17 protein-coding genes and 1 tRNA gene are annotated in these 17818 nt (G+C 56.5%); 12 read left to right on the forward strand and 6 right to left on the reverse strand.

What is annotated here, in order from left to right:
- Positions 1-448: 448 nt before the first annotated feature.
- From GOX75_RS09165 to GOX75_RS09180, 4 genes are all read left to right on the forward strand, one after another.
- Complete coding sequence (locus GOX75_RS09165; protein WP_171122372.1) at positions 449-1204, forward strand: allophanate hydrolase subunit 1; 756 nt, start codon at positions 449-451, stop codon at positions 1202-1204.
- On the forward strand, positions 1201-2199 hold the full coding sequence (locus GOX75_RS09170) for a biotin-dependent carboxyltransferase family protein (RefSeq protein ID WP_171122374.1): 999 nt from the start codon (positions 1201-1203) through the stop codon (positions 2197-2199). The genes GOX75_RS09165 and GOX75_RS09170 overlap by 4 nt, the downstream gene beginning before the upstream one ends.
- Positions 2200-2211: 12 nt before the next feature.
- The gene (locus tag GOX75_RS09175) at positions 2212-2973 is read left to right on the forward strand and encodes a LamB/YcsF family protein (RefSeq protein ID WP_171122376.1); all 762 of its coding nucleotides are present in this window, start codon (positions 2212-2214) and stop codon (positions 2971-2973) included.
- Positions 2974-3124: 151 nt separating this feature from the next.
- Positions 3125-4372, forward strand: coding sequence for a hypothetical protein (locus GOX75_RS09180; RefSeq protein ID WP_171122378.1), 1248 nt, complete (start codon positions 3125-3127; stop codon positions 4370-4372).
- A 60-nt stretch (positions 4373-4432) separates the two neighbouring features.
- Here the strand turns inward: GOX75_RS09180 and GOX75_RS09185 are convergent, their stop codons facing one another.
- The gene (locus GOX75_RS09185) at positions 4433-5815 is read right to left on the reverse strand and encodes a D-alanyl-D-alanine carboxypeptidase family protein (RefSeq protein ID WP_171123196.1); all 1383 of its coding nucleotides are present in this window, start codon (positions 5813-5815) and stop codon (positions 4433-4435) included.
- 280 nt (positions 5816-6095) lie between these two features.
- Positions 6096-6797, reverse strand: a complete 702-nt coding sequence (locus GOX75_RS09190) for an HAD family hydrolase (protein WP_171122380.1) — start codon at positions 6795-6797, stop codon at positions 6096-6098.
- A gap of 91 nt (positions 6798-6888) precedes the next feature.
- Here GOX75_RS09190 and clpS point away from each other — a divergent pair, with 91 nt between their 5' ends.
- The 4 genes from clpS to hemF are packed head-to-tail and all read left to right on the forward strand — an operon-like array spanning position 6889 to position 9949.
- A complete protein-coding gene (gene clpS / locus GOX75_RS09195; RefSeq protein ID WP_171123198.1) occupies positions 6889-7230 on the forward strand; it encodes an ATP-dependent Clp protease adapter ClpS in 342 nt (113 codons plus the stop codon).
- Between the two features lie 30 nt (positions 7231-7260).
- The gene (locus GOX75_RS09200; RefSeq protein WP_171122382.1) at positions 7261-8226 is read left to right on the forward strand and encodes a class I SAM-dependent methyltransferase; all 966 of its coding nucleotides are present in this window, start codon (positions 7261-7263) and stop codon (positions 8224-8226) included.
- 36 nt (positions 8227-8262) lie between these two features.
- Complete coding sequence (locus GOX75_RS09205) at positions 8263-9060, forward strand: SDR family NAD(P)-dependent oxidoreductase (RefSeq protein ID WP_171122384.1); 798 nt, start codon at positions 8263-8265, stop codon at positions 9058-9060.
- Positions 9061-9064: 4 nt separating this feature from the next.
- Positions 9065-9949, forward strand: a complete 885-nt coding sequence (hemF, locus tag GOX75_RS09210; protein WP_171122386.1) for an oxygen-dependent coproporphyrinogen oxidase — start codon at positions 9065-9067, stop codon at positions 9947-9949.
- 7 nt (positions 9950-9956) lie between these two features.
- Here the strand turns inward: hemF and GOX75_RS09215 are convergent, their stop codons facing one another.
- The 4 genes from GOX75_RS09215 to modA all read right to left on the reverse strand — a co-directional run bounded on the left by GOX75_RS09215 (position 9957) and on the right by modA (position 13026).
- Entirely contained in the window at positions 9957-10364 is a 408-nt protein-coding gene (locus GOX75_RS09215) for a hypothetical protein (RefSeq protein WP_171122388.1), read from the reverse strand.
- A gap of 92 nt (positions 10365-10456) precedes the next feature.
- A complete protein-coding gene (gene modC / locus GOX75_RS09220) occupies positions 10457-11554 on the reverse strand; it encodes a molybdenum ABC transporter ATP-binding protein (protein WP_171122389.1) in 1098 nt (365 codons plus the stop codon).
- Positions 11551-12243, reverse strand: coding sequence for a molybdate ABC transporter permease subunit (modB, locus tag GOX75_RS09225; protein WP_171122391.1), 693 nt, complete (start codon positions 12241-12243; stop codon positions 11551-11553). Before modB ends, modC begins: the two co-directional genes overlap by 4 nt.
- 3 nt (positions 12244-12246) lie before the next feature.
- Positions 12247-13026, reverse strand: a complete 780-nt coding sequence (gene modA / locus GOX75_RS09230) for a molybdate ABC transporter substrate-binding protein (RefSeq protein WP_171122394.1) — start codon at positions 13024-13026, stop codon at positions 12247-12249.
- A gap of 224 nt (positions 13027-13250) precedes the next feature.
- Between modA and GOX75_RS09235 the strand changes: the two genes are divergently transcribed.
- From GOX75_RS09235 to GOX75_RS09250, 4 genes are all read left to right on the forward strand, one after another.
- The gene (locus GOX75_RS09235; protein ID WP_171122396.1) at positions 13251-14504 is read left to right on the forward strand and encodes an aminotransferase class V-fold PLP-dependent enzyme; all 1254 of its coding nucleotides are present in this window, start codon (positions 13251-13253) and stop codon (positions 14502-14504) included.
- Between the two features lie 73 nt (positions 14505-14577).
- Positions 14578-14653, forward strand: a tRNA-Val gene (locus GOX75_RS09240).
- A gap of 271 nt (positions 14654-14924) precedes the next feature.
- Positions 14925-15791 (forward strand): site-specific integrase, encoded by an 867-nt coding sequence (locus GOX75_RS09245; RefSeq protein WP_217354424.1) that lies wholly within the window; start codon positions 14925-14927, stop codon positions 15789-15791.
- 508 nt (positions 15792-16299) lie between these two features.
- A complete protein-coding gene (locus tag GOX75_RS09250; RefSeq protein WP_171122399.1) occupies positions 16300-17271 on the forward strand; it encodes a hypothetical protein in 972 nt (323 codons plus the stop codon).
- Positions 17272-17818: the final 547 nt, after the last annotated feature.

The raw sequence follows: 17818 nt of genomic DNA on the forward strand, positions 1-17818 counted from the left end.
TCTCCAGCCCGTCCGACCGTCTCTCCGATCCGTCAGCACCGCCTCAGCAGCGCCGGTGAAGGGGGTTCTAAGGTTTACCCCACAAAGCCGCAAGTGGAAAATTGCATATAGCGCGTTTTTTTTGCAATTCAGTTTTTTATAATTCAATAACAATAACTTACATTACATCCATCTAGATGATTTCACACCTATTTACGATTATTGAATGAAGTACCAAGCAATCGCCACACCGCAGCACCCAAGTTCACCCTATATATAGTGAGATTTACTACTCCACCCACAACGCTGAAACGAGTCGGCCTTCCTGTTTTGAATCACGCCAGACCCAGAATCAGAGATTCGACACTCAGCTTTGAGTAAAATGCCCGGCAACAATGGCCAGAGGCTTGCGCAATCCAACTGAATGCGGTCAGGTCGACCGAAAAGGAACGCCTTAGATTTTCACGTCATGATATCGTCAGACTCATACCCCTTTCCAAGAATTCAACCCGTCGGCTTTGACGGTCTGCTTGTTTCATTTGCGGATACCATGGCGGAGTCATCAAACCGTGCGGCGCTGGCTTTTAGAAATGCTTTGGACCTGGCCCAATGGCACGGCGTTATTGAAACGTCCGCTTCGCTAGCCTCGGCCTATGTCCGCTTTGATCCCGACCAACTCCCTCACGCGGAAATCCGATCCCGTGTTTCCGAGTTACTTGGGCAGCAAAACTGGTTTGACGCCCCGATGCCCTCGGGCCGCAAATATTGGCGCGTCCCCACTGTCTATGGAGGGGACCTCGCGCCGCAACTGAACGAAGCGGCTGCCGCAACCGGGCTGACGCCGGATGAAGCAGTTCGACGGCTCAGCGACTCGCGCGTGCGTGTTTTGACGATCGGATTTGCGCCCGGGCAACCTTACCTTGGGCCTCTGGGGCCCGAGTTCAATATACCACGTCTGCAAGAGCTGACCCCTATGGTGCCCGAAGGGGCGTTAGTTCTGGCCATCTCACAGTTTGTGCTGTTCTCGGGGCCGACGCCAACCGGCTGGCGGCATGTTGGGCAAACCGCGTTTCGCTGCTTTCGGCCCGAGACCCCAAACAGTTTTGCCCTGACGCCCGGTGATGAGATGCAGTTCTATTCTGTTACTCAGGAGGACCTGGAAAATATTCGCGCGAACGACTTTGATGGTTCAGGCGGTGCGACGTATCAGGAAATCGGGTCATGAGCCTTTCCGTTCTGCGCATAGGGCCTGCTTGTACAGTGCAGGATCTGGGGCGTACCGGTTACTTGGATCAGGGTCTGTCCCGCTCGGGGGCTGCAGACATACTGGCCTTGCACGAAGGGGCCGCCTTGCTGGGCCAAGCGCCTGCATTGGCGGCTTTGGAAATGGCAGGCTTGGGCGGTGAATTCGAAGCGACCGAACGCACACGCATTGCGCTGACCGGCGCGCCGATGCAGGCGAGCGTCGACGGAAACCCAGTCATTTGGAATGCGTCGCATGAATTAGATGCGGGACAGCGATTGACCATCGGCGCGGCAATATATGGGACCTATGGGTACTTGCATATCGGCGGCGGAATTGACGGCGACATGTTCCTTGGCTCTCGGTCTGCCCACCTAACGGCCAAGATCGGGCGGAATGTACAAGCTGGTGACCGCTTGTCTGCCGGGGCCGGTTCAGGCGCTGTCGGGTTGAAACTGCAGCCGGACGACCGATTTTCAGGCGGGGTACTGCGGGTCGTCGCCAGCTTTCAAACCCCTTTGTTTGACCAAGATACTCTGGACCGGTTTGCCAATACGCAGTTCCAACGCGGTGGCCGGGCCAACCGAATGGGAATGCAGCTTGGAAGCGCCGGAGAAGGCTTTGCCGCCAAGGGTCAACTCAATATCCTGTCGGAGGTTATCACACCCGGCGACATCCAGATGACTGGCACCGGAAATCCGTTCATCCTGCTGCCGGAGTGCCAGACCACCGGAGGGTATCCGCGCATTGCAACCGTCCTTCCGTGCGATCTGCCGCGCGCGGCGCAAACGCCCGCTGGCGGACAGCTGAGGTTCCAGTTCGTCACCATGGATGAAGCCGTCGCCCTGCACGCGTCTTTCCAAGGCGATCTGTCGCGCCTGCCTACTCAGGTTGAACCTCTGATCCGCGACCCACATGACATCCCTGACCTGTTGTCTTACCAATTGGTCGGCGGAATGATCTCTGCCACAGACTAAGGAGTTTTGCCGATGCCCAGCGTTGATCTGAATGCAGATATGGGAGAGAGCTTTGGCCCGTGGAACATGGGTGATGATGCAAGCCTGCTCAAAATCATCACCTCGGCCAACATCGCTTGCGGCTTTCACGCCGGTGATCCGGACGTAATGGCACAGACGATGATACAGGCGGCAGAAAACAACGTTGGTATTGGCGCGCATCCGGGGTTTCCCGACCTTCAGGGATTTGGCCGCCGCAACATGAAAATCCCACATGACAGCCTGCGCAATCTGGTCCGGTATCAGTTGGGTGCAGCCATAGGGGTTGCCAAGGCCGTTGGCACCAAGGTCCGGCACCTCAAGCTGCACGGTGCACTGGCCAATATGTGTTCGGTTGACATCGACATGGCGCGGGCTTGCTATCAGGGTGCCCTGGATGTGGACCCGGACGTTATCATCATGGTTTTGGCCGTGACCAAACAGGAAGACGCCGTGCGCGAACTGAATTGCAAATGGGTCGGAGAGATTTTTGCAGACCGCGCCTATAACGACGACGGAACTCTGGTCGACCGCGGCAAACCCGGCGCGGTCATCCATGACCCCGAACTGGCCGGTCCGCGCATAGTGAATATGGTTCAGGAAGGGGCCATCATTACCGAATCCGGCAAACGACTGGAAACGTCGATCGACACCATCTGTCTGCATGGCGACGGGCCAACTGCTGTGCAGATTGCCCGCTCGGTTCGGGAAAACCTGATTGCGGGCGGCGTTGACGTGACAAAATTCATCCGTTGATCAGGTTGGCGTAACTCGGCCACCCCATGTCGTGACTGTTGCCCGGTACGGCCCCAGGCCCTAGCATGTGCGTAACTGTATGATCTGAGTACCACAAATTCCGGGAACGATCCGCGCCGATCGAGCGGCGCAACGGCAAGGAGCGCGCTTAATGTCTTTTGATTTGATGTCTTACGAACCCCGCGGCGACAAGAAGAACTCGGACTTCTTCAACGAATATCTGCCTATGATTTACGAGCGCCGCTCAAGCTCGGGTATCGCAGATCAGGTCGGGTCGATGCGGGCCATTGTATTTCAGGTGGAACCGGATGCGCTGTTCGACACGCTGGTCGAACTCTACGTGATGACCCCCTATCGCCACACGGCCAGTTATCTTGGGCGAACGCACAAGTTTTCGGTTCTGCATTCTCATGCAGATTACCCCGCGCTAATCGTCATGGCTCCTCTCAGCCCGACATTCGAGGACTTCATTCCCCGTATCAACCGCATGTACCCGTTGGCCCGCAGCACGCCCCAGACCCGGTATGTCGGCGAGGTATTCGCGGCCTCCGACCTGAAGACGCTGACCAAAACGCTGGAAGATCAAAACATAAGATTTGAATATAGTGGCGATACCGAGAACCCGTTTTACACGCTGGACGGTTTCCGTTTCACGACGCCATCGGATTTCACCTGCAATCGGGTCGGCTATTCCACTCTGGATTTCAACGACACGGACAGCCTTGGCCTGGGGGACCGTGTCTTGCTCAGCGACGCGGAACAAACCCGCCTGGATCAGGCAGCCGGTTTTGGGTCAGACAGCAAGATTGCACCTCTGATGTTGGGGATCGACCACCTTGCCACGCGGGTATTGGCCGGAGAGCGTGAGGATGCGATCCTCGAGTTTCTCACGATGGTACCTTACTATTTCTGGGGTGCGTACAACATCTTTGACATGAATTCGTCCACCAATGTGAACCGCAATCCGAATGTCGACGATGACAAGAAATCACCTGCCAAGGTATTCACGGCGAACAACACGCCCTCATTCGTGAATTCCTTTGCCAAGTTACCGATGCCCACCGAAGACTTCGTGCGCAACTTTGGCCGCCGCCTGCACCATATGGCCGTCGAGATACAGGATGGAGACCACGGCGCTGGTGAAAAGAACGTCGATTTCGTCGTGAACACCCTCAAGGACAAGGGCGTGCCTTTCCTGGCGCATGTAGTTGGCGAATGCAAAGACGACCCAAACCTGAAACAGATTTTCTCAAAACACTCCAAGCACACTCTGCTGATCACCGAGTATATTGAGCGCTGCCATCACTATGACGGCTTCTTCACTAAGGATAACGTCGCCGCGCTGACTGCCGCCGCCGGTCAGGATGAACAATATCAGCACGGCCACGTCTTCGACTAAGAAAAAGGGCTGCGAGTGTTTTCGCAGCCCATGTTCAGTCTGAAGATTGCATGTCGGGTCTTATGACGGCCCAATCATGAAACACGTCACGTTCCGTGCCTGAAGCCTGCGACAGGCCAAATCAGCCTGTTCGCGGGTCATGCCCTGAAACGTCGCATCAAAGCCGCGCGCGCTTTGGTTCACTTTGCGCAGCGTTCCTTCCAGAGTGGTCATTTCCGAAAGGGCTGTTTTCAACAGCACCTTTTCAGCCTCATATCGTGTTGTGTAGCGCCCGACATTCACACCCCAGAGGTGCCCACCCGAGGTGGACAAGCGCGTGACGATCTCCTGCTCGGGCTCGGGCTGTTCGATCGGGCCTGTGGAAGCAAGGACAAGATCTTCGGGACGGGCCGCCGGGCGGGTCGTATCCTCGGACGGGGTATGCATATCTGCGGCGGCAATGGCTGCCGCAATCCCGTTCTGAATGCGCGTGCCGTTCTTCGCCGCGGTCGCCGCGACCGTACCGGCCACCTGAACGGCGGCCCCCGGTCCGGGGCGCAGTACCGGTCGTAAACTGGTGGTCGGCGCGCCGACCAACCGCGCCACTTGTACATTCAGACCCGCATTTCCTGCATATACAGGACGCGACGGTTTGCGAATGGGTGCGCGCGACGGTGCGCGGCGGAAACCCATGTCCAGCAGTTCTGCCACTTTGGCATTTCGCGACGCGCCGGATTTACCGCCGAATACCGTGGCAATGATCCGTTCGTCTTTGCGTTTTGCCGAGGCGACAAGGTTAAAGCCTGCTGCCCGCGTGTATCCGGTCTTGATCCCATCTGCTCCCCGATAAGCGGCCAGTAACCGACGGTTCGTGTTCGGCACCGTCTTGATCCCGGCATGGGTCGATTGACGCGAAAACAGGTTATAATACTGCGGGTAATCATACAGCAGATGCCGGCCCAGTGTGGTCATGTCTCGCGCGGTCGACAGATGACCCGATTCCGTCAATCCATGAGCGTTCTTGAATGTCGTGCGGCTCATGCCCATGGCTTTGGCAGTCCGGGTCATGCGGCGGGCAAATGCTGCCTCGGACCCGCTGATGGCGATGCCAATTGCCGTGGCCGCGTCATTAGCCGATTTCACGGCAGCGGCGCGGATCAGATACCGGAACGCGATCGTCTGACCTGTGCGAAGACCCAGTTTCGAGGGGGGTTCGGACGACGCTTTCTTGGTGATGCGAACTGGGGTGTCCAGCTCGATCTCACCGTTTCGCACGGCCTCAAACGCGATATAGAGCGTCATCATCTTGGTCAGCGATGCGGGGTGAAGCCGGGTGTCGGCGTTGCGCGAATGAAGCACCTCACCAGTGCGCGCGTCGATCACCATGGCCGCATAGGGCGCCGCCAATGACTGGAGTGGTGCAAAAGCAAGCAACCACACGAATGCTATAAGAATAAAGCCCATCCGGGCCGGAACTGTCCGCCGAATCTGCACGATCTTTGCCTCTGTCTACCTCGCGCTGCCGGGTTTTCCCGGTCAGCAAATCAATTATTTTATTATTCTTCAGGCTAACACAGAGACCCCATGAAATAAACCGTAAGCTGACAAATTCGTCGCTTTGTCGGCCACGATAGAAACACCATATGTTGCCCCACCTGGGCCCCAAACCACTAAATCCGGGACACCCAAGAATACAGCCCTTGTAATCGCTCTGTTTTTCCCGAACTGAGACCTATCGGCAACATCATCCAAGTGCCTGAACAAACCCTGTCAGCTCTCCCAGGTGTTGCAACTCTTTGAAGCGCGGATTGCCCGATGGTGTTTCTGCCTTTTCGATCTCCCAGACCAGTCCATGCGGAACATATACACCCCAACACCCTGCCTGAATCGGGGCGACCACGTCTGAGCGCATCGAGTTCCCTACCATCATCGCCCGCTTGGGCCCCTCGCAATATCTGTGGAAAATCTCTCGGTAGGTCTCCGGGGTTTTCTCCGAGACAATCTCGACTTCATCGAACAACTCACCCAACCCTGACTGGGCAAGCTTACGTTCCTGATCAATCAGATCACCCTTGGTGATCAACACGACCTTATGTGTCGCGGCCACGCCCTCGATCGCTTCGCGGGCATGGGGAAGCAACTCAATCGGATGGGCCAGCATGTCCTGCCCTGCTTCGATCAACTGCCGAATGACTGACGCGGGAACGCGGTCTTCGGTTACTTCGATGGCGGTTTCGATCATCGACAGGGTGAAGCCCTTGATTCCGTATCCATAGTGTCGAATGTTGCGCTTTTCAGCTTCCAGCAAACGCTCCAGCAGATGATCGCGCTCGGCGTGATCGGCAAGCAATTCCGCAAAATGGCTCTGCGTCAGTTGGAAGAACCGCTCATTATGCCACAATGTGTCATCCGCATCGAACCCGATTGTGGTCAGCTTATTTTCCATTGCAAATGCGTCCTGCTGGCTCTTTTCTCTGACCCCTTAGACGTTATATAACCGCACAGATAAACCGAAGCCTGAATCGGACAGCCGTGTGATGCTTATTGACCAATGGATGATGTCTGACAATTCCGACGACGATTCTGACTCGTCGGTTCTGGTCCAGACACGCCCCAAGACCAAGCGCCCGCCGCTGTATAAAGTCCTGCTTCTGAACGATGACTACACCCCGATGGAGTTCGTCGTTCATGTGCTTGAACGGTTCTTTGGAATGACACACGCCGAAGCGTTCGAAATCATGCTGACCGTCCACAAAAAGGGCGTTGCCGTGGTAGGTGTATTCAGTCACGAGATTGCGGAAACCAAAGTCGGGCAGGTTATGGATTTTGCCCGTCGGCACCAGCATCCTCTGCAATGCACCATGGAACGCGAAGAGTAACGCCAGCGGCGGCTCTAATCGGATTTGCCCATGTCCCCTCGCCTTGATCTTGCCCTGCAAAGCGGCCTTGTTCTGTCTCAACCGCTGACAGTCATCGGGCCGACACCGGCAAATGATCTGTCATCTTTGTCGCGCGACACGCAGGTCGTTCAGCCCTTCAAACCGTTCCACGACCATTTTGCAGACCAGGGGTTTGCCGTAACGCCGCAGTCTCAGGACCCGTGTCAGGATGCGATCGTGATCCTGCCTCGCGCCAAGGCATTGGCCCGCAGCCATGTGCAGCAAGCCTCCGCACGCGCAAGCGGGGTGATCGTTGTGGACGGCGCCAAAACCGATGGCGTGGACAGTCTGCTGAAAGAGATCCGCAAGCGCACAGATGTTGAGGGGCCAATTTCCAAGGCGCATGGTAAAATCTTCTGGTTCCGCGCTGCGCCTGATGCGTTTGACGACTGGGCCGCGCCACAAACCCAAATGGCGGACGGATATCAAACCGCTCCCGGCGTTTTTTCGGCAGATGGAGTCGATCCGGCGTCAACGCTGCTTGTGAATACGCTGCCGGACAAGATCGGAGCGCGGGTTGCTGATCTGGGGGCGGGTTGGGGATTTCTCTCAGCGTCGCTGATCCAAAAGGCGGGTTTGCGCCATCTGCACCTGGTCGAAGCCGACAATATCGCCCTGACCTGTGCGCAGGCCAATATCACCGATGAACGCGCGCTTTTCCACTGGGCCGATGCTGTAAAGTGGAAGGCGCCCGACGCGCTGGACACCGTCGTCATGAATCCGCCCTTCCACACGTCACGCAGCGCCGAGCCGGAATTGGGCCAAGGATTCATCAAGTCCGCCGCCCGCAATCTGGCCAAACATGGGGACCTGTGGATGGTCGCCAACCGCCACCTGCCATACGAAGCAACTTTGACTGAAAGTTTTGCGCGCGTTGAAGAAGTGTCCGGCGACGCACGTTTCAAAGTGTTCCATGCCTCTCGCCCTCGAAGGTGATCCCGGTTAACCTCCGCCTCAACTCAGGAGATTTGCATGTCCTTTTCCATCGCTGGCAAAACAGCAATCGTGACCGGCAGCGCCAACGGTGTCGGTTTGGCCATCGGTCGTCACTTTGCGGATGCGGGTGCCAATGTCATGTTTGCCGATATGGACGAAAAGCGTCTGGCCGATGAACTGGGCGAACAGGCCGATGACAGCAACATTCGCTTCTTTGCGGGTGATCTGCGGGAAAAGCTAACGATCGCCAATCTGCTTTCGGCCACCATAGACGCGTTTGATCAGGTGGATATTCTAATCAACGGGGCACGGCAGGTGATTCCTTCCGACCCTCTGGATACTGACGATGACTCGGTGCGGACTCTTCTGAACCAGAATCTGATGCCCGCTTTGCGGCTTAGTCAGGTTGTCGCCAAACGGATGATTAAACAGGCGGGTGACAACGAAAACCCCGCAGGGTCGATCATCAACCTGTCGTCGATTGCCGCCCGACGCACGCATCCGGATTTGATGGCCTATTCGGTTTCAACCGCCGCGCTGGATCAGATGACCCGGTCCCTGGCCGTGGCGCTGGCCCCGAGCCGCATCCGCGTCAACTCGATCGCACTGGGATCGGTGATGAGTGCTTCACTGCAATCCACACTGAAAGAGAACCGGGATTTCCGGGATGACATCGAAAAACACACTCCTCTGTCCCGTATCGCAGCCCCGACCGAGCTGACGGAGACTGCTCAGTTCCTTGCCTCGGACGCCGCCGGTTTCATCACCGGCCAAATTCTGACCATTGACGGTGGCCGCACCCTGCTGGACCCCGTCGCAGCCCCGGCGCACTAATCCAATGTTCGAAAAAGAAAAATCAACGGCCTCAGCCTGGTTCCGACACCTGCGTGATGACATCGTCGCGGCGTTTGAAGCGCTGGAAGACAGCCACGACACCGACCCGCTCTCGGACGCCGAACCGGGTAGGTTTGAGGTCAAGGAAACGAAACGCCAAGCTGACGACGGCACGGATGCAGGTGGCGGCTTGATGTCCGTCATGCGCGGAGGCCGTGTGTTTGAAAAGGTCGGCGTCAACATCTCGACCGTTTACGGCACACTGGGTGAACGCGCACAACAGGCCATGGCCGCCCGCAAAGGCATTCCCGGCATGACGGAAGACCCGCGGTTTTGGGCTTCGGGCATCTCATTGGTCGCGCATATGCAGAACCCGCATGTGCCGGCTGTCCACATGAACACGCGTATGTTCTGGACACCGCATGCTTGGTGGTTCGGCGGTGGGTCCGACCTGAACCCCTGCATCGAGTATGATGAAGACACGGCCCATTTTCACGCCACCCAAAAGGCCCATCTGGACCCGCATGGGCCAGGGCACTATCCACGGCTTAAAGACTGGGCAGATGAGTATTTCTATATCCCGCACCGCAAACGCGCCCGTGGCGTCGGAGGCATCTTCATGGATGACTACTGCACCGGCGACTGGTCAGCGGATTTCTCGCTGACGCAGGATATCGGCAAAGCGTTCCTCCCCGCTTTCCTGCCACTGGTCGAAAAGCGCCGGGTTCAGGAATTTGACGCGGCAGACAAGGACGCCCAGCTTGTGCACCGTGGCCTCTATGCGGAATATAACCTTGTATATGACCGTGGCACCAAGTTCGGGCTGGAAACCGGCCATGACCCCGATGCCGTTCTCATGAGCTTGCCGCCGCTGGCGAAATGGGTCTGATCAGCGATCAGAACCCAAAATCCATGAAGTTGTCATAACAATACCCCTGCGCGGATCCGGCGGACATGTTTTCACCGACGCGCTTGACCGTGACCGAGTAACCCGGAGTGGTATCGACCCCGTCGGGCGGGGTCAGCGAGAATTGCACGGTCCTCGTCTGCTTCTCGTAGGCCCGGGTGATGTAGATGCGCTGGGGGGCCTTGGTTCTGAGGGTGCGAATGGCAAAGTCGCCAATACCACACCAATACGCAACCGGCGCCGAAGAACCGGTAGTGGAAACCTGGTAAATACCGTTCTTCATGGGTGTAACCGTGGTTCTGAATGCCGGATACGCGCCGATCCCGAAACCGACTGCCTGCGCGAGTCCCGGCAGGGCAATCAACAAAGTCAAAAATGGCAGCTTCCAATTTCGCATAACAAAAATCCCGTGAAAAACCTGACCAGAACCATAGCAAACAAAGAGACCGAGTAAAGAATCCCGATCACAACGCAAGAAGGGCCGGTGGCCTAATAATTGCCCAGACGCCCGCCTACATCCTGCGGGGCCAGCGCGACAGTTTTGATCACCGCATAACAAACCCGACCGGGCTCCAGCCCCAAGGATGTGACCGAGCGGCGGGTAATCCTTGCCAGAACCGACCCAGCCTTGGTTTTTATGGAAACAATTGCGCCCGGCCCCTCACCTGCCCGGATCGTCTCAACCGTACCCTCAAGCATGTTCAAAGCAGAAAGCCCCTCGGGGCGTTTGCTGGACAGGATGACCTCTTGGGCCGGGATGCGGATACGCAGACTGGCTCCGATCTGATGAGGGATAAGCGGTAGAAACAGACTGGTGCCACCTGCATCCAGTTCGGTCAGCCCGTCTTCATGGTGCTTGGCCACGCGGACTTGCAGCACCGCACCGACGGATCTGACACCTGCTGGCGCAACCGACGGGTCGGCCAACACCTCGGACGCGGGACCATGGCGTACGGCTTTGCCGTCTTGCAAAGCCACCACCGAAGTGGCGAGGCGCGCGACCTCGGCCGCCGAATGTGTGACATAAAGGATCGGTACGGACACTTCATCGCGAAGCCGCTCGAAATACGGAAGAATTTCAGACTTGCGCGCATCGTCCAGCGCGGCCAAAGGCTCATCTGCCAGGATCAGACGCGGGCTGGCCAGCAATGCGCGGCCAATCGCAACACGTTGCTTTTCACCGCCCGAAAGACCCGCTGGTCTGCGATCCAGAAGATGCCCGACCCCCAGCATTTCGATTACCTTCTCCGGGCTTTCCCTGCGGGCCCTTCTGGGCGCAAACCATCGCCCGAAGAATAGGTTCTGACGAACTGTGAGATGCGGAAACAGGCGCCCTTCCTGAAAGATATAGCCAAGCCGTCGTTTATGCGGCGGCAGCCACAGGCCACGCTCGGTGTCGAACAACTCCCAATCATCGATCGCGACGCGACCTGCCGACGGGCGCAACAAACCCGCGACCGCATTTACCACCGTGGTTTTACCCGCCCCGGATCGCCCGAATAACACCGTCACCCCGGGCGGGGCCTCAAAGCTAATGTCCAGTCTGATGTCTGGCAGATCGTGTTGCAGGCGTACAGAAAGACTCATGATCCGGCCACCCGTGCAGCGACCCGACGCCCTATGAATTCTGACAACAGCAAAGCGCCCATCGCGATCACGATCGAGATCACGACCAACCTTGTCGCGGCAGCTTCACCCCCCGGCACTTGCAGGAATGCGTAAACGGCCGAGGGCAGGGTCTGGGTCTGACCCGGAATGTTCGAGACGAACGTGATGGTCGCCCCGAATTCCCCCATCGCTTTGGCAAAGGCCAGTATCGCCCCGGCGATCACGCCCGGCAGGATCATCGGCAACGTTACTGTAGCAAAAACCAGCGGGCGCGACGCACCCAGTGTAGCCCCTGCCTGTTCAAGTTTGGGGTCCACAGCCTCGATCGACAGCCGGATCGCCCGGACCATTAACGGAAACGCCATGATCCCAGCGGCCAGCGCTGCTCCGGTCCAGCGAAAGGCCAAAACGATACCGAATTCCGCCAACAGCCTGCCCAAAGGCCCCTGAATGCCAAATGTAATGAGTAACAGATACCCTGTGACGACTGGCGGCAGGATCAATGGCAGATGCACCAGCCCGTTCAGAACCTGCCGACCTGGAAACCGCCAGCGGGCCAAGGCATAGGCAACAAAGATGCCAAAAGGCAGGGTGACCAGCGTGGCCCAGAAGGACACACGCAAGGATAGCTTCAGCGCCTCAAGCTCTTCCGGCCCTAGCCATCCCATGCGTTATCCACCCGGCAGGGCAAACCCCTGCTCTGCAAACACAAGGCGCGCCGCTCCCGAGTTGAGATGGGCAAGAAAAGCTTTGGCCCCGGCGGATGGTGGCAAGATCGCTGCCGCAGGGTAAATGATCGGCGGATGCAGGTCCGGCGAAAAGGTCGCAACAACTTGGACACGATCTTCGACCGCGGCGTCGGACCGATATACAATTCCCAAAGGCGCCGCCCCGGTTGCAACCAGCGCAAGCGCGGCTCGGACATTGTCTGTTTGCGCGACCTGATTTTGAACGCGGCTCCATTGACCCAGGCTTTGCAGCGCCGCTTTGCCATAGATCCCAGCGGGCACAGCATCCACCAGCGCCATAGCCAGATGCCCCCCATCCAGTGCGGCCTGCAGATCGACATCCGGCCTCATTTCGCCGATTGTGGTTGCGTCACCACCAGCAATCAGGACAAGCCCGTTCCCCAAGAGATCGACACGAGAGGCTTCATCTATCAATCCCTGTTCCTGCAGGACATCCATCCAGTCCGCGTTGGCGGAAATGAATATATCCGCAGGGGCACCAAGCTGTATCTGCCGGGCCAAAACGGACGATGCTGCGTACGAGATGGTAACCTCCTGTCCGGATTGCTGTTCAAACGCGGGCGCGATCTCATCCAGCGCGGTTTTGAGGCTGGCGGCGGCAAATACCAATACGCCTTCCGCTTCCGCCCGCAGCGGACCCTGCAGCGACCCCACTAGAACGAGGGCCGCAATCAATACGCGGCGGGCACGTGACAGGAGCATTTCCTTTTCGTTGGCATCGTTTCAGTCCCTTCGGGGATATCTGAGGCAACCGGGGGCACGCAAGCGCCTTTGCGGAACGCAGCCGCATATCAGGCAGATATTGAAAGAAAAATGCACAGCATCGCCATTTCCGTCAGTTGGATTGCGACCAATGTCGCAAACGATATTGATCCAGACCCTTCACAGATGGATGCTGCAATCAACTCAGGAACAGGACGTCCACCATGCTGCACACTTCACCCGGTCTGATCGACGCCATTCGTTCACGCTTTGCCCATGTCGATGCCTGCCCCTTTCAAGGCCCCCGCATTTTTTTCGAGAACGCAGGTGGGGCTCTTACTCTGAACTCGGTCGTTGAAACCTCGGCCAAATTCGCCGCAATCCCTGACAATCAGGGACGAGTCAACATAGCCAGCCATGCGCTTGTGGGCATCATCAACACCGCCAAGGCCGATTTGTCAGTATTCATGAACGCCTCGACAGGGCAATTCTTTGTCGGTGAAAGCGGAACTGAGTTGTTGTTCCGAATGATCCGAACGGCCTGTGTCAACGCACCCAAGGGCAGCAAAGTGATCGGCAGCTCGATCGAACACCCCGCAAGCCGTAGCGCCGCACGACGCTGGGCCGCGATTGCGGGGTTGGACTACGTCAACGTGCAGCATGATGACGAAACGGGTTTGGTCACAGCCGAAGATTACCGCGCAGCCCTGACGCCGGATGTGCGCGTCGCAACGATCGTTCACGCGTCGCCCGTTACCGGCATGGGCATGGACGTCGCGGCCATCGCGCGGGCTATACGTGACATCTCACCCGACTGTTTCATCATCGTCGATGGCATTCAACACGCGGCGCATGGGCAGTTGGACATCGACAGCTACCGCGTCGATGGCTATGCGATTTCGCCTTACAAAGTGTTTTCTCGCCACGGCTACGGAATTGCATGGATTTCAGACCGTTTGACCGCCCTGCCCCATGATCAATTGATCGACGCCCCATCAGAGGGGTGGGAGTTCGGCACCCGCGACACCGGGTCTTACGCAACGATGTCCGATGTTGTGGCCTATTTTGATTGGCTGGGGACTCAGGTCTCGGAAGAATCAGATCGACGCACCCGGATTGAGGCTGCGGGTCGCGCCATTCACGCCTATGAAACCCACCTGACCGACGCGATGATCAACGGCACCGGCAACCTGCCCGGCCTGCGAGACATGGATCAGATCACGATTCTGGCTGGTGCGGACAACCCTGCGCGGGAAGGGCTGGTCTCAATCGTTGTGCGCGACACACCCTCCGCCCAAGTCGTGACGCGACTGAATCAGGAAGGTATCCGTACCCACATCAGAAAGGCCGATCACTATAGCGGCAATGTACTGACACCACTGGGCTTAAGCGACTGTATCCGCATCTCGCTCTGCCACTACAATACCGAACAGGAAGTGGCGCAGTTGCTGACCGTTTTGAACGAGATGGCGGACTGATCCGAAATCTGAGAAAGAAATTGTGCAAGACCCTCTTGCACCCGCGCGCTGGCTTGGCTACATGCACCGTCACGGGTGATTAGCTCAGTTGGTAGAGCGCTTCGTTTACACCGAAGATGTCGGGAGTTCGAGTCTCTCATCACCCACCATCCTTTCCCCACAATGTATCAAGGTCTTACGCGACTAGCACCTTTTGCTGGACTGCGAATGAAACTGTGCCCGCTGCACCTCCGCTGCACTTAAACGGAAAAGGTGTCTCCAACACAGGAGATATGGGCCATGGCAACAATCGTAAAAAGGCCTAGCGGAAAGTGGCAGGCGACAGTGCGGAAGGACGGACAATCCCGATCCAAGTCTTTTCTAAAGCGTTCTGATGCGACGAAGTGGGCGCGAGAGACCGAGTTGAGCGCGGACAGAGGATTGCTAACTCCAACCCTCGGTGCGAGCACGTCCGAGATGAACCTTGGTGAGGTGCTGCGCAAGTACCGGGATAACGTCACGAGCGAGAAACGGTGCGCGGACAATGAAAGTTATGCAATCAACGGGTTCCTGCGCAAGTGCTCCAAGTTAGCCAGCAGGAAGGTCAGCAAGCTGCGATCCTCAGATTTTGTCCACTATCGTGACCAGCGCGTTAAATCCATGAAGGCGGCGACTGTGGTGAGGGAACTAGGTTGGTTGCAACACGCCCTTGATGTCGCCTGTGAGGATTGGGGGCAGAACCTGCCACAGGGGAACCCGGTCAAGCTCGTTCGGCGACCCAAGATCGACAACCGCCGCGAGAGACGATTGCAACAAGGAGAATGGCAGGCTTTGTTGGAAGCCGTGAACCAAGCTCGGTCTCCATTGATGCAGCCGTTGCTGAAGCTGGCTTTGGCGACCGGGATGCGACGCGGGGAATTGCTGTCAATGCAATGGAAGCACGTCGACCTTGAGCGTCGGACAGTTTTCTTGCCTAAAACCAAAAACGGTTGCGCACGTACAGTGCCTCTCAGCCCAAATGCAGTTGCCGTGTTGATGGAACTGCCATGCGGTGACGACCGGTGTTTGCCCCTGTCTGGTAACTCTGTGCGATTAGCCTTTGAACGTCTAAGGCAACGGGCGGGCGTGGTTGACCTTACATTTCATGACATTCGGCACGAGGCGGTGTCGCGCTTTGTGGAAAGTGGGCTTTCGCTAGCACAGGTGCAAATGATCAGCGGGCATCGGGATTTGCGGATGTTGATGCGTTACACCCACCTGCAGACCGATGACATCGTGGCAAAGCTGGCATCCGCAGAACTTACTTAGATCGCCTTGATACGTTGCAGGGTGGTCGTAGTCTCCAGATATGCAGGCTTGTACCACCCTAAGCCCTATCTAGCGAAAAAATTGCCCTTCGGCGTCTTAACTGTCCGGTGGTTGACCTAACGTCCGTCGCATATTTGGCAATGACAGCAGTCATTCCTCTAATGAACTCGCAGACGTTTTCTCCCTCAATTAAGCGAAACCCCTCCGTCTATAGAGAAAACTGGTTTCGATTGGTCCGTGCTGAACGGGTAGCTTTAACGTCGTGAACTTCCTTCAGTCCAGTGCGAGTGGAGCAATCGGTCGCTAAGCATCTATAAATAACAACAAAATAAAGCCGACCTGTAAGCAAAGGTACTGAAAAGAGGGAACTAAAAGCCCTTCTATTCAGCCATTGCGAGTTCGCCAGGATTCTCTCCGCGTCGCCCCAATCGGGCAAATTCATCCGCTTGGCGTCCGCTAGAGCACTATTCCCAAAATGGGTCCAATGGACCAAACACAGGAGACGTTCATGTCCCAAATTCGTATCGTCGACATGCCATGTGGCTACGGCAAATCAACACAGATCAACCGCAGCTTCAAAAAACAGGAAAAGTACATCGCCGTTGTCCCTTACCTGAGTGAGGTGGAGAGGTTCATCAAAGGTGCCCGAACAGGTTCCGATTTCACCCTCACGCAGCCTGTTAGCAACGGAGGGAACAAAAGCGATCACTGCGAGAAGTTGATCCGGGCTGGGAAATCAATCGCTTGTACGCACGCACTGTTCTACCGGCTTGGAACTCTGGCAACCCAAAGCACAGGAATTGCGAGATGTATTGATTTCACCAAAGGTAACAAACCGAAAATTGAAGTCGATCACTTAATTGATGGATACAATCTCATCATCGACGAGGTCGTAAACCCCTTCGAGGTGGAACAGACAGTCCGAAAGGTTGACTTTGACACAGCTTACCTAGGCCTTGGCATGGCAAAAGAGGAGCCTGACGGGCGTATTGTTCCGACAGAAATGTGGGATGAGCTATACCACAAAGGGAACAAGACATTTGACCGATCACTCTATGACAAGGCCAAATCGGGCGCACTGTATCGCATAAGCGAGAAGCTGTTCGTCCTCTCCATTCCCAAAGAACTCTTGCTCAAGCCCAAATCTGTGACAATTTACACGTACCTTTCGGAAGGATCGGTGCTGCTGCAATATCTGCAAAAACTGCAGAAAGACCACCCCGGCTCCTTCACTTTGGACGTGCAGCGTCTGGACAAGGAAGTCGAGGCGGCATGGCGAGAAGATGTTGCTAACGCGCTGACGGTTCTACCCATACTGGAACTAGAGAACCAAAAGTGGTCACATTGCGCCCAACTAAACACGATCAAAACGCACCAGCAGTGCTCCTCGATTGGACACAAGCTACGCAAGTTCAAGGCAAGAGAACTGCATGGCGTAGACCCCAAAACGGTCATGCTGACGTGTGCACGTCGCCTGTGAATTGATACGAATAACTCGCGCGAAGCCCCGCCATGCGGTTGGGCTGCCAGTTGGGAAAGTCTTACGCGATTGGCACTTATTTCTGCGCTGCGCAAAAACGGAAAAGATGCCTTCAACACAGGAGGCACGGGCCGGTCCCTTACCCTCTGAGGCAATAAGGGTCGCAGCTTAATTCCCACCGCAAATTGCCAGCCCACGGGATTTATTTGGCGATCTGTGATAGAGTGTCGTCCAGTTTATGGGTACCAGGATGTTACAATGTTTGAATACGGAATAGCGACGGACACTTTTACGGGCTCGGGTTCACGAAGTGGCGGCAGTAGCACAAACCTGTCTTATTGGGTCGGATATTTCGAACAAAACCCCGAAATATTAATTGCCTCGATTGTCGGAATTTTGCTGATCGCAAGGTACATTTTGGCCCGATAATATATGCTCGGCACAACAGACGGACATACGCAGGCTGACCGTTTTCAGTGGCTTTTCAGAGGGTGCTAAAAATGGCGATTCCGGAAGGACTCGAACCCTCAACCTGCTGATGGGCTAA

Source organism: Ruegeria sp. HKCCD7251 (assembly GCF_013031165.1).
Classification (GTDB): Bacteria; Pseudomonadota; Alphaproteobacteria; order Rhodobacterales; family Rhodobacteraceae; genus Ruegeria.

Excerpts from the sequence above, each read along its gene's own strand:
- GOX75_RS09200 (WP_171122382.1), top strand. The coding sequence starts at position 7,261 with ATGTCCCCTCGCCTTGATCTTGCCCTGCAAAGCGGCCTTGTTCTGTCT.
- GOX75_RS09185 (WP_171123196.1), bottom strand. The coding sequence starts at position 5,815 with ATGGGCTTTATTCTTATAGCATTCGTGTGGTTGCTTGCTTTTGCACCA.
- clpS (WP_171123198.1), top strand. The coding sequence starts at position 6,889 with ATGCTTATTGACCAATGGATGATGTCTGACAATTCCGACGACGATTCT.
- GOX75_RS09250 (WP_171122399.1), top strand. The coding sequence starts at position 16,300 with ATGTCCCAAATTCGTATCGTCGACATGCCATGTGGCTACGGCAAATCA.
- GOX75_RS09175 (WP_171122376.1), top strand. The coding sequence starts at position 2,212 with ATGCCCAGCGTTGATCTGAATGCAGATATGGGAGAGAGCTTTGGCCCG.
- GOX75_RS09215 (WP_171122388.1), bottom strand. The coding sequence starts at position 10,364 with ATGCGAAATTGGAAGCTGCCATTTTTGACTTTGTTGATTGCCCTGCCG.
- modC (WP_171122389.1), bottom strand. The coding sequence starts at position 11,554 with ATGAGTCTTTCTGTACGCCTGCAACACGATCTGCCAGACATCAGACTG.
- GOX75_RS09235 (WP_171122396.1), top strand. The coding sequence starts at position 13,251 with ATGCTGCACACTTCACCCGGTCTGATCGACGCCATTCGTTCACGCTTT.
- GOX75_RS09205 (WP_171122384.1), top strand. The coding sequence starts at position 8,263 with ATGTCCTTTTCCATCGCTGGCAAAACAGCAATCGTGACCGGCAGCGCC.
- GOX75_RS09180 (WP_171122378.1), top strand. The coding sequence starts at position 3,125 with ATGTCTTTTGATTTGATGTCTTACGAACCCCGCGGCGACAAGAAGAAC.
- modB (WP_171122391.1), bottom strand. The coding sequence starts at position 12,243 with ATGGGATGGCTAGGGCCGGAAGAGCTTGAGGCGCTGAAGCTATCCTTG.
- GOX75_RS09165 (WP_171122372.1), top strand. The coding sequence starts at position 449 with ATGATATCGTCAGACTCATACCCCTTTCCAAGAATTCAACCCGTCGGC.
- GOX75_RS09190 (WP_171122380.1), bottom strand. The coding sequence starts at position 6,797 with ATGGAAAATAAGCTGACCACAATCGGGTTCGATGCGGATGACACATTG.
- GOX75_RS09170 (WP_171122374.1), top strand. The coding sequence starts at position 1,201 with ATGAGCCTTTCCGTTCTGCGCATAGGGCCTGCTTGTACAGTGCAGGAT.
- hemF (WP_171122386.1), top strand. The coding sequence starts at position 9,065 with ATGTTCGAAAAAGAAAAATCAACGGCCTCAGCCTGGTTCCGACACCTG.
- modA (WP_171122394.1), bottom strand. The coding sequence starts at position 13,026 with ATGCTCCTGTCACGTGCCCGCCGCGTATTGATTGCGGCCCTCGTTCTA.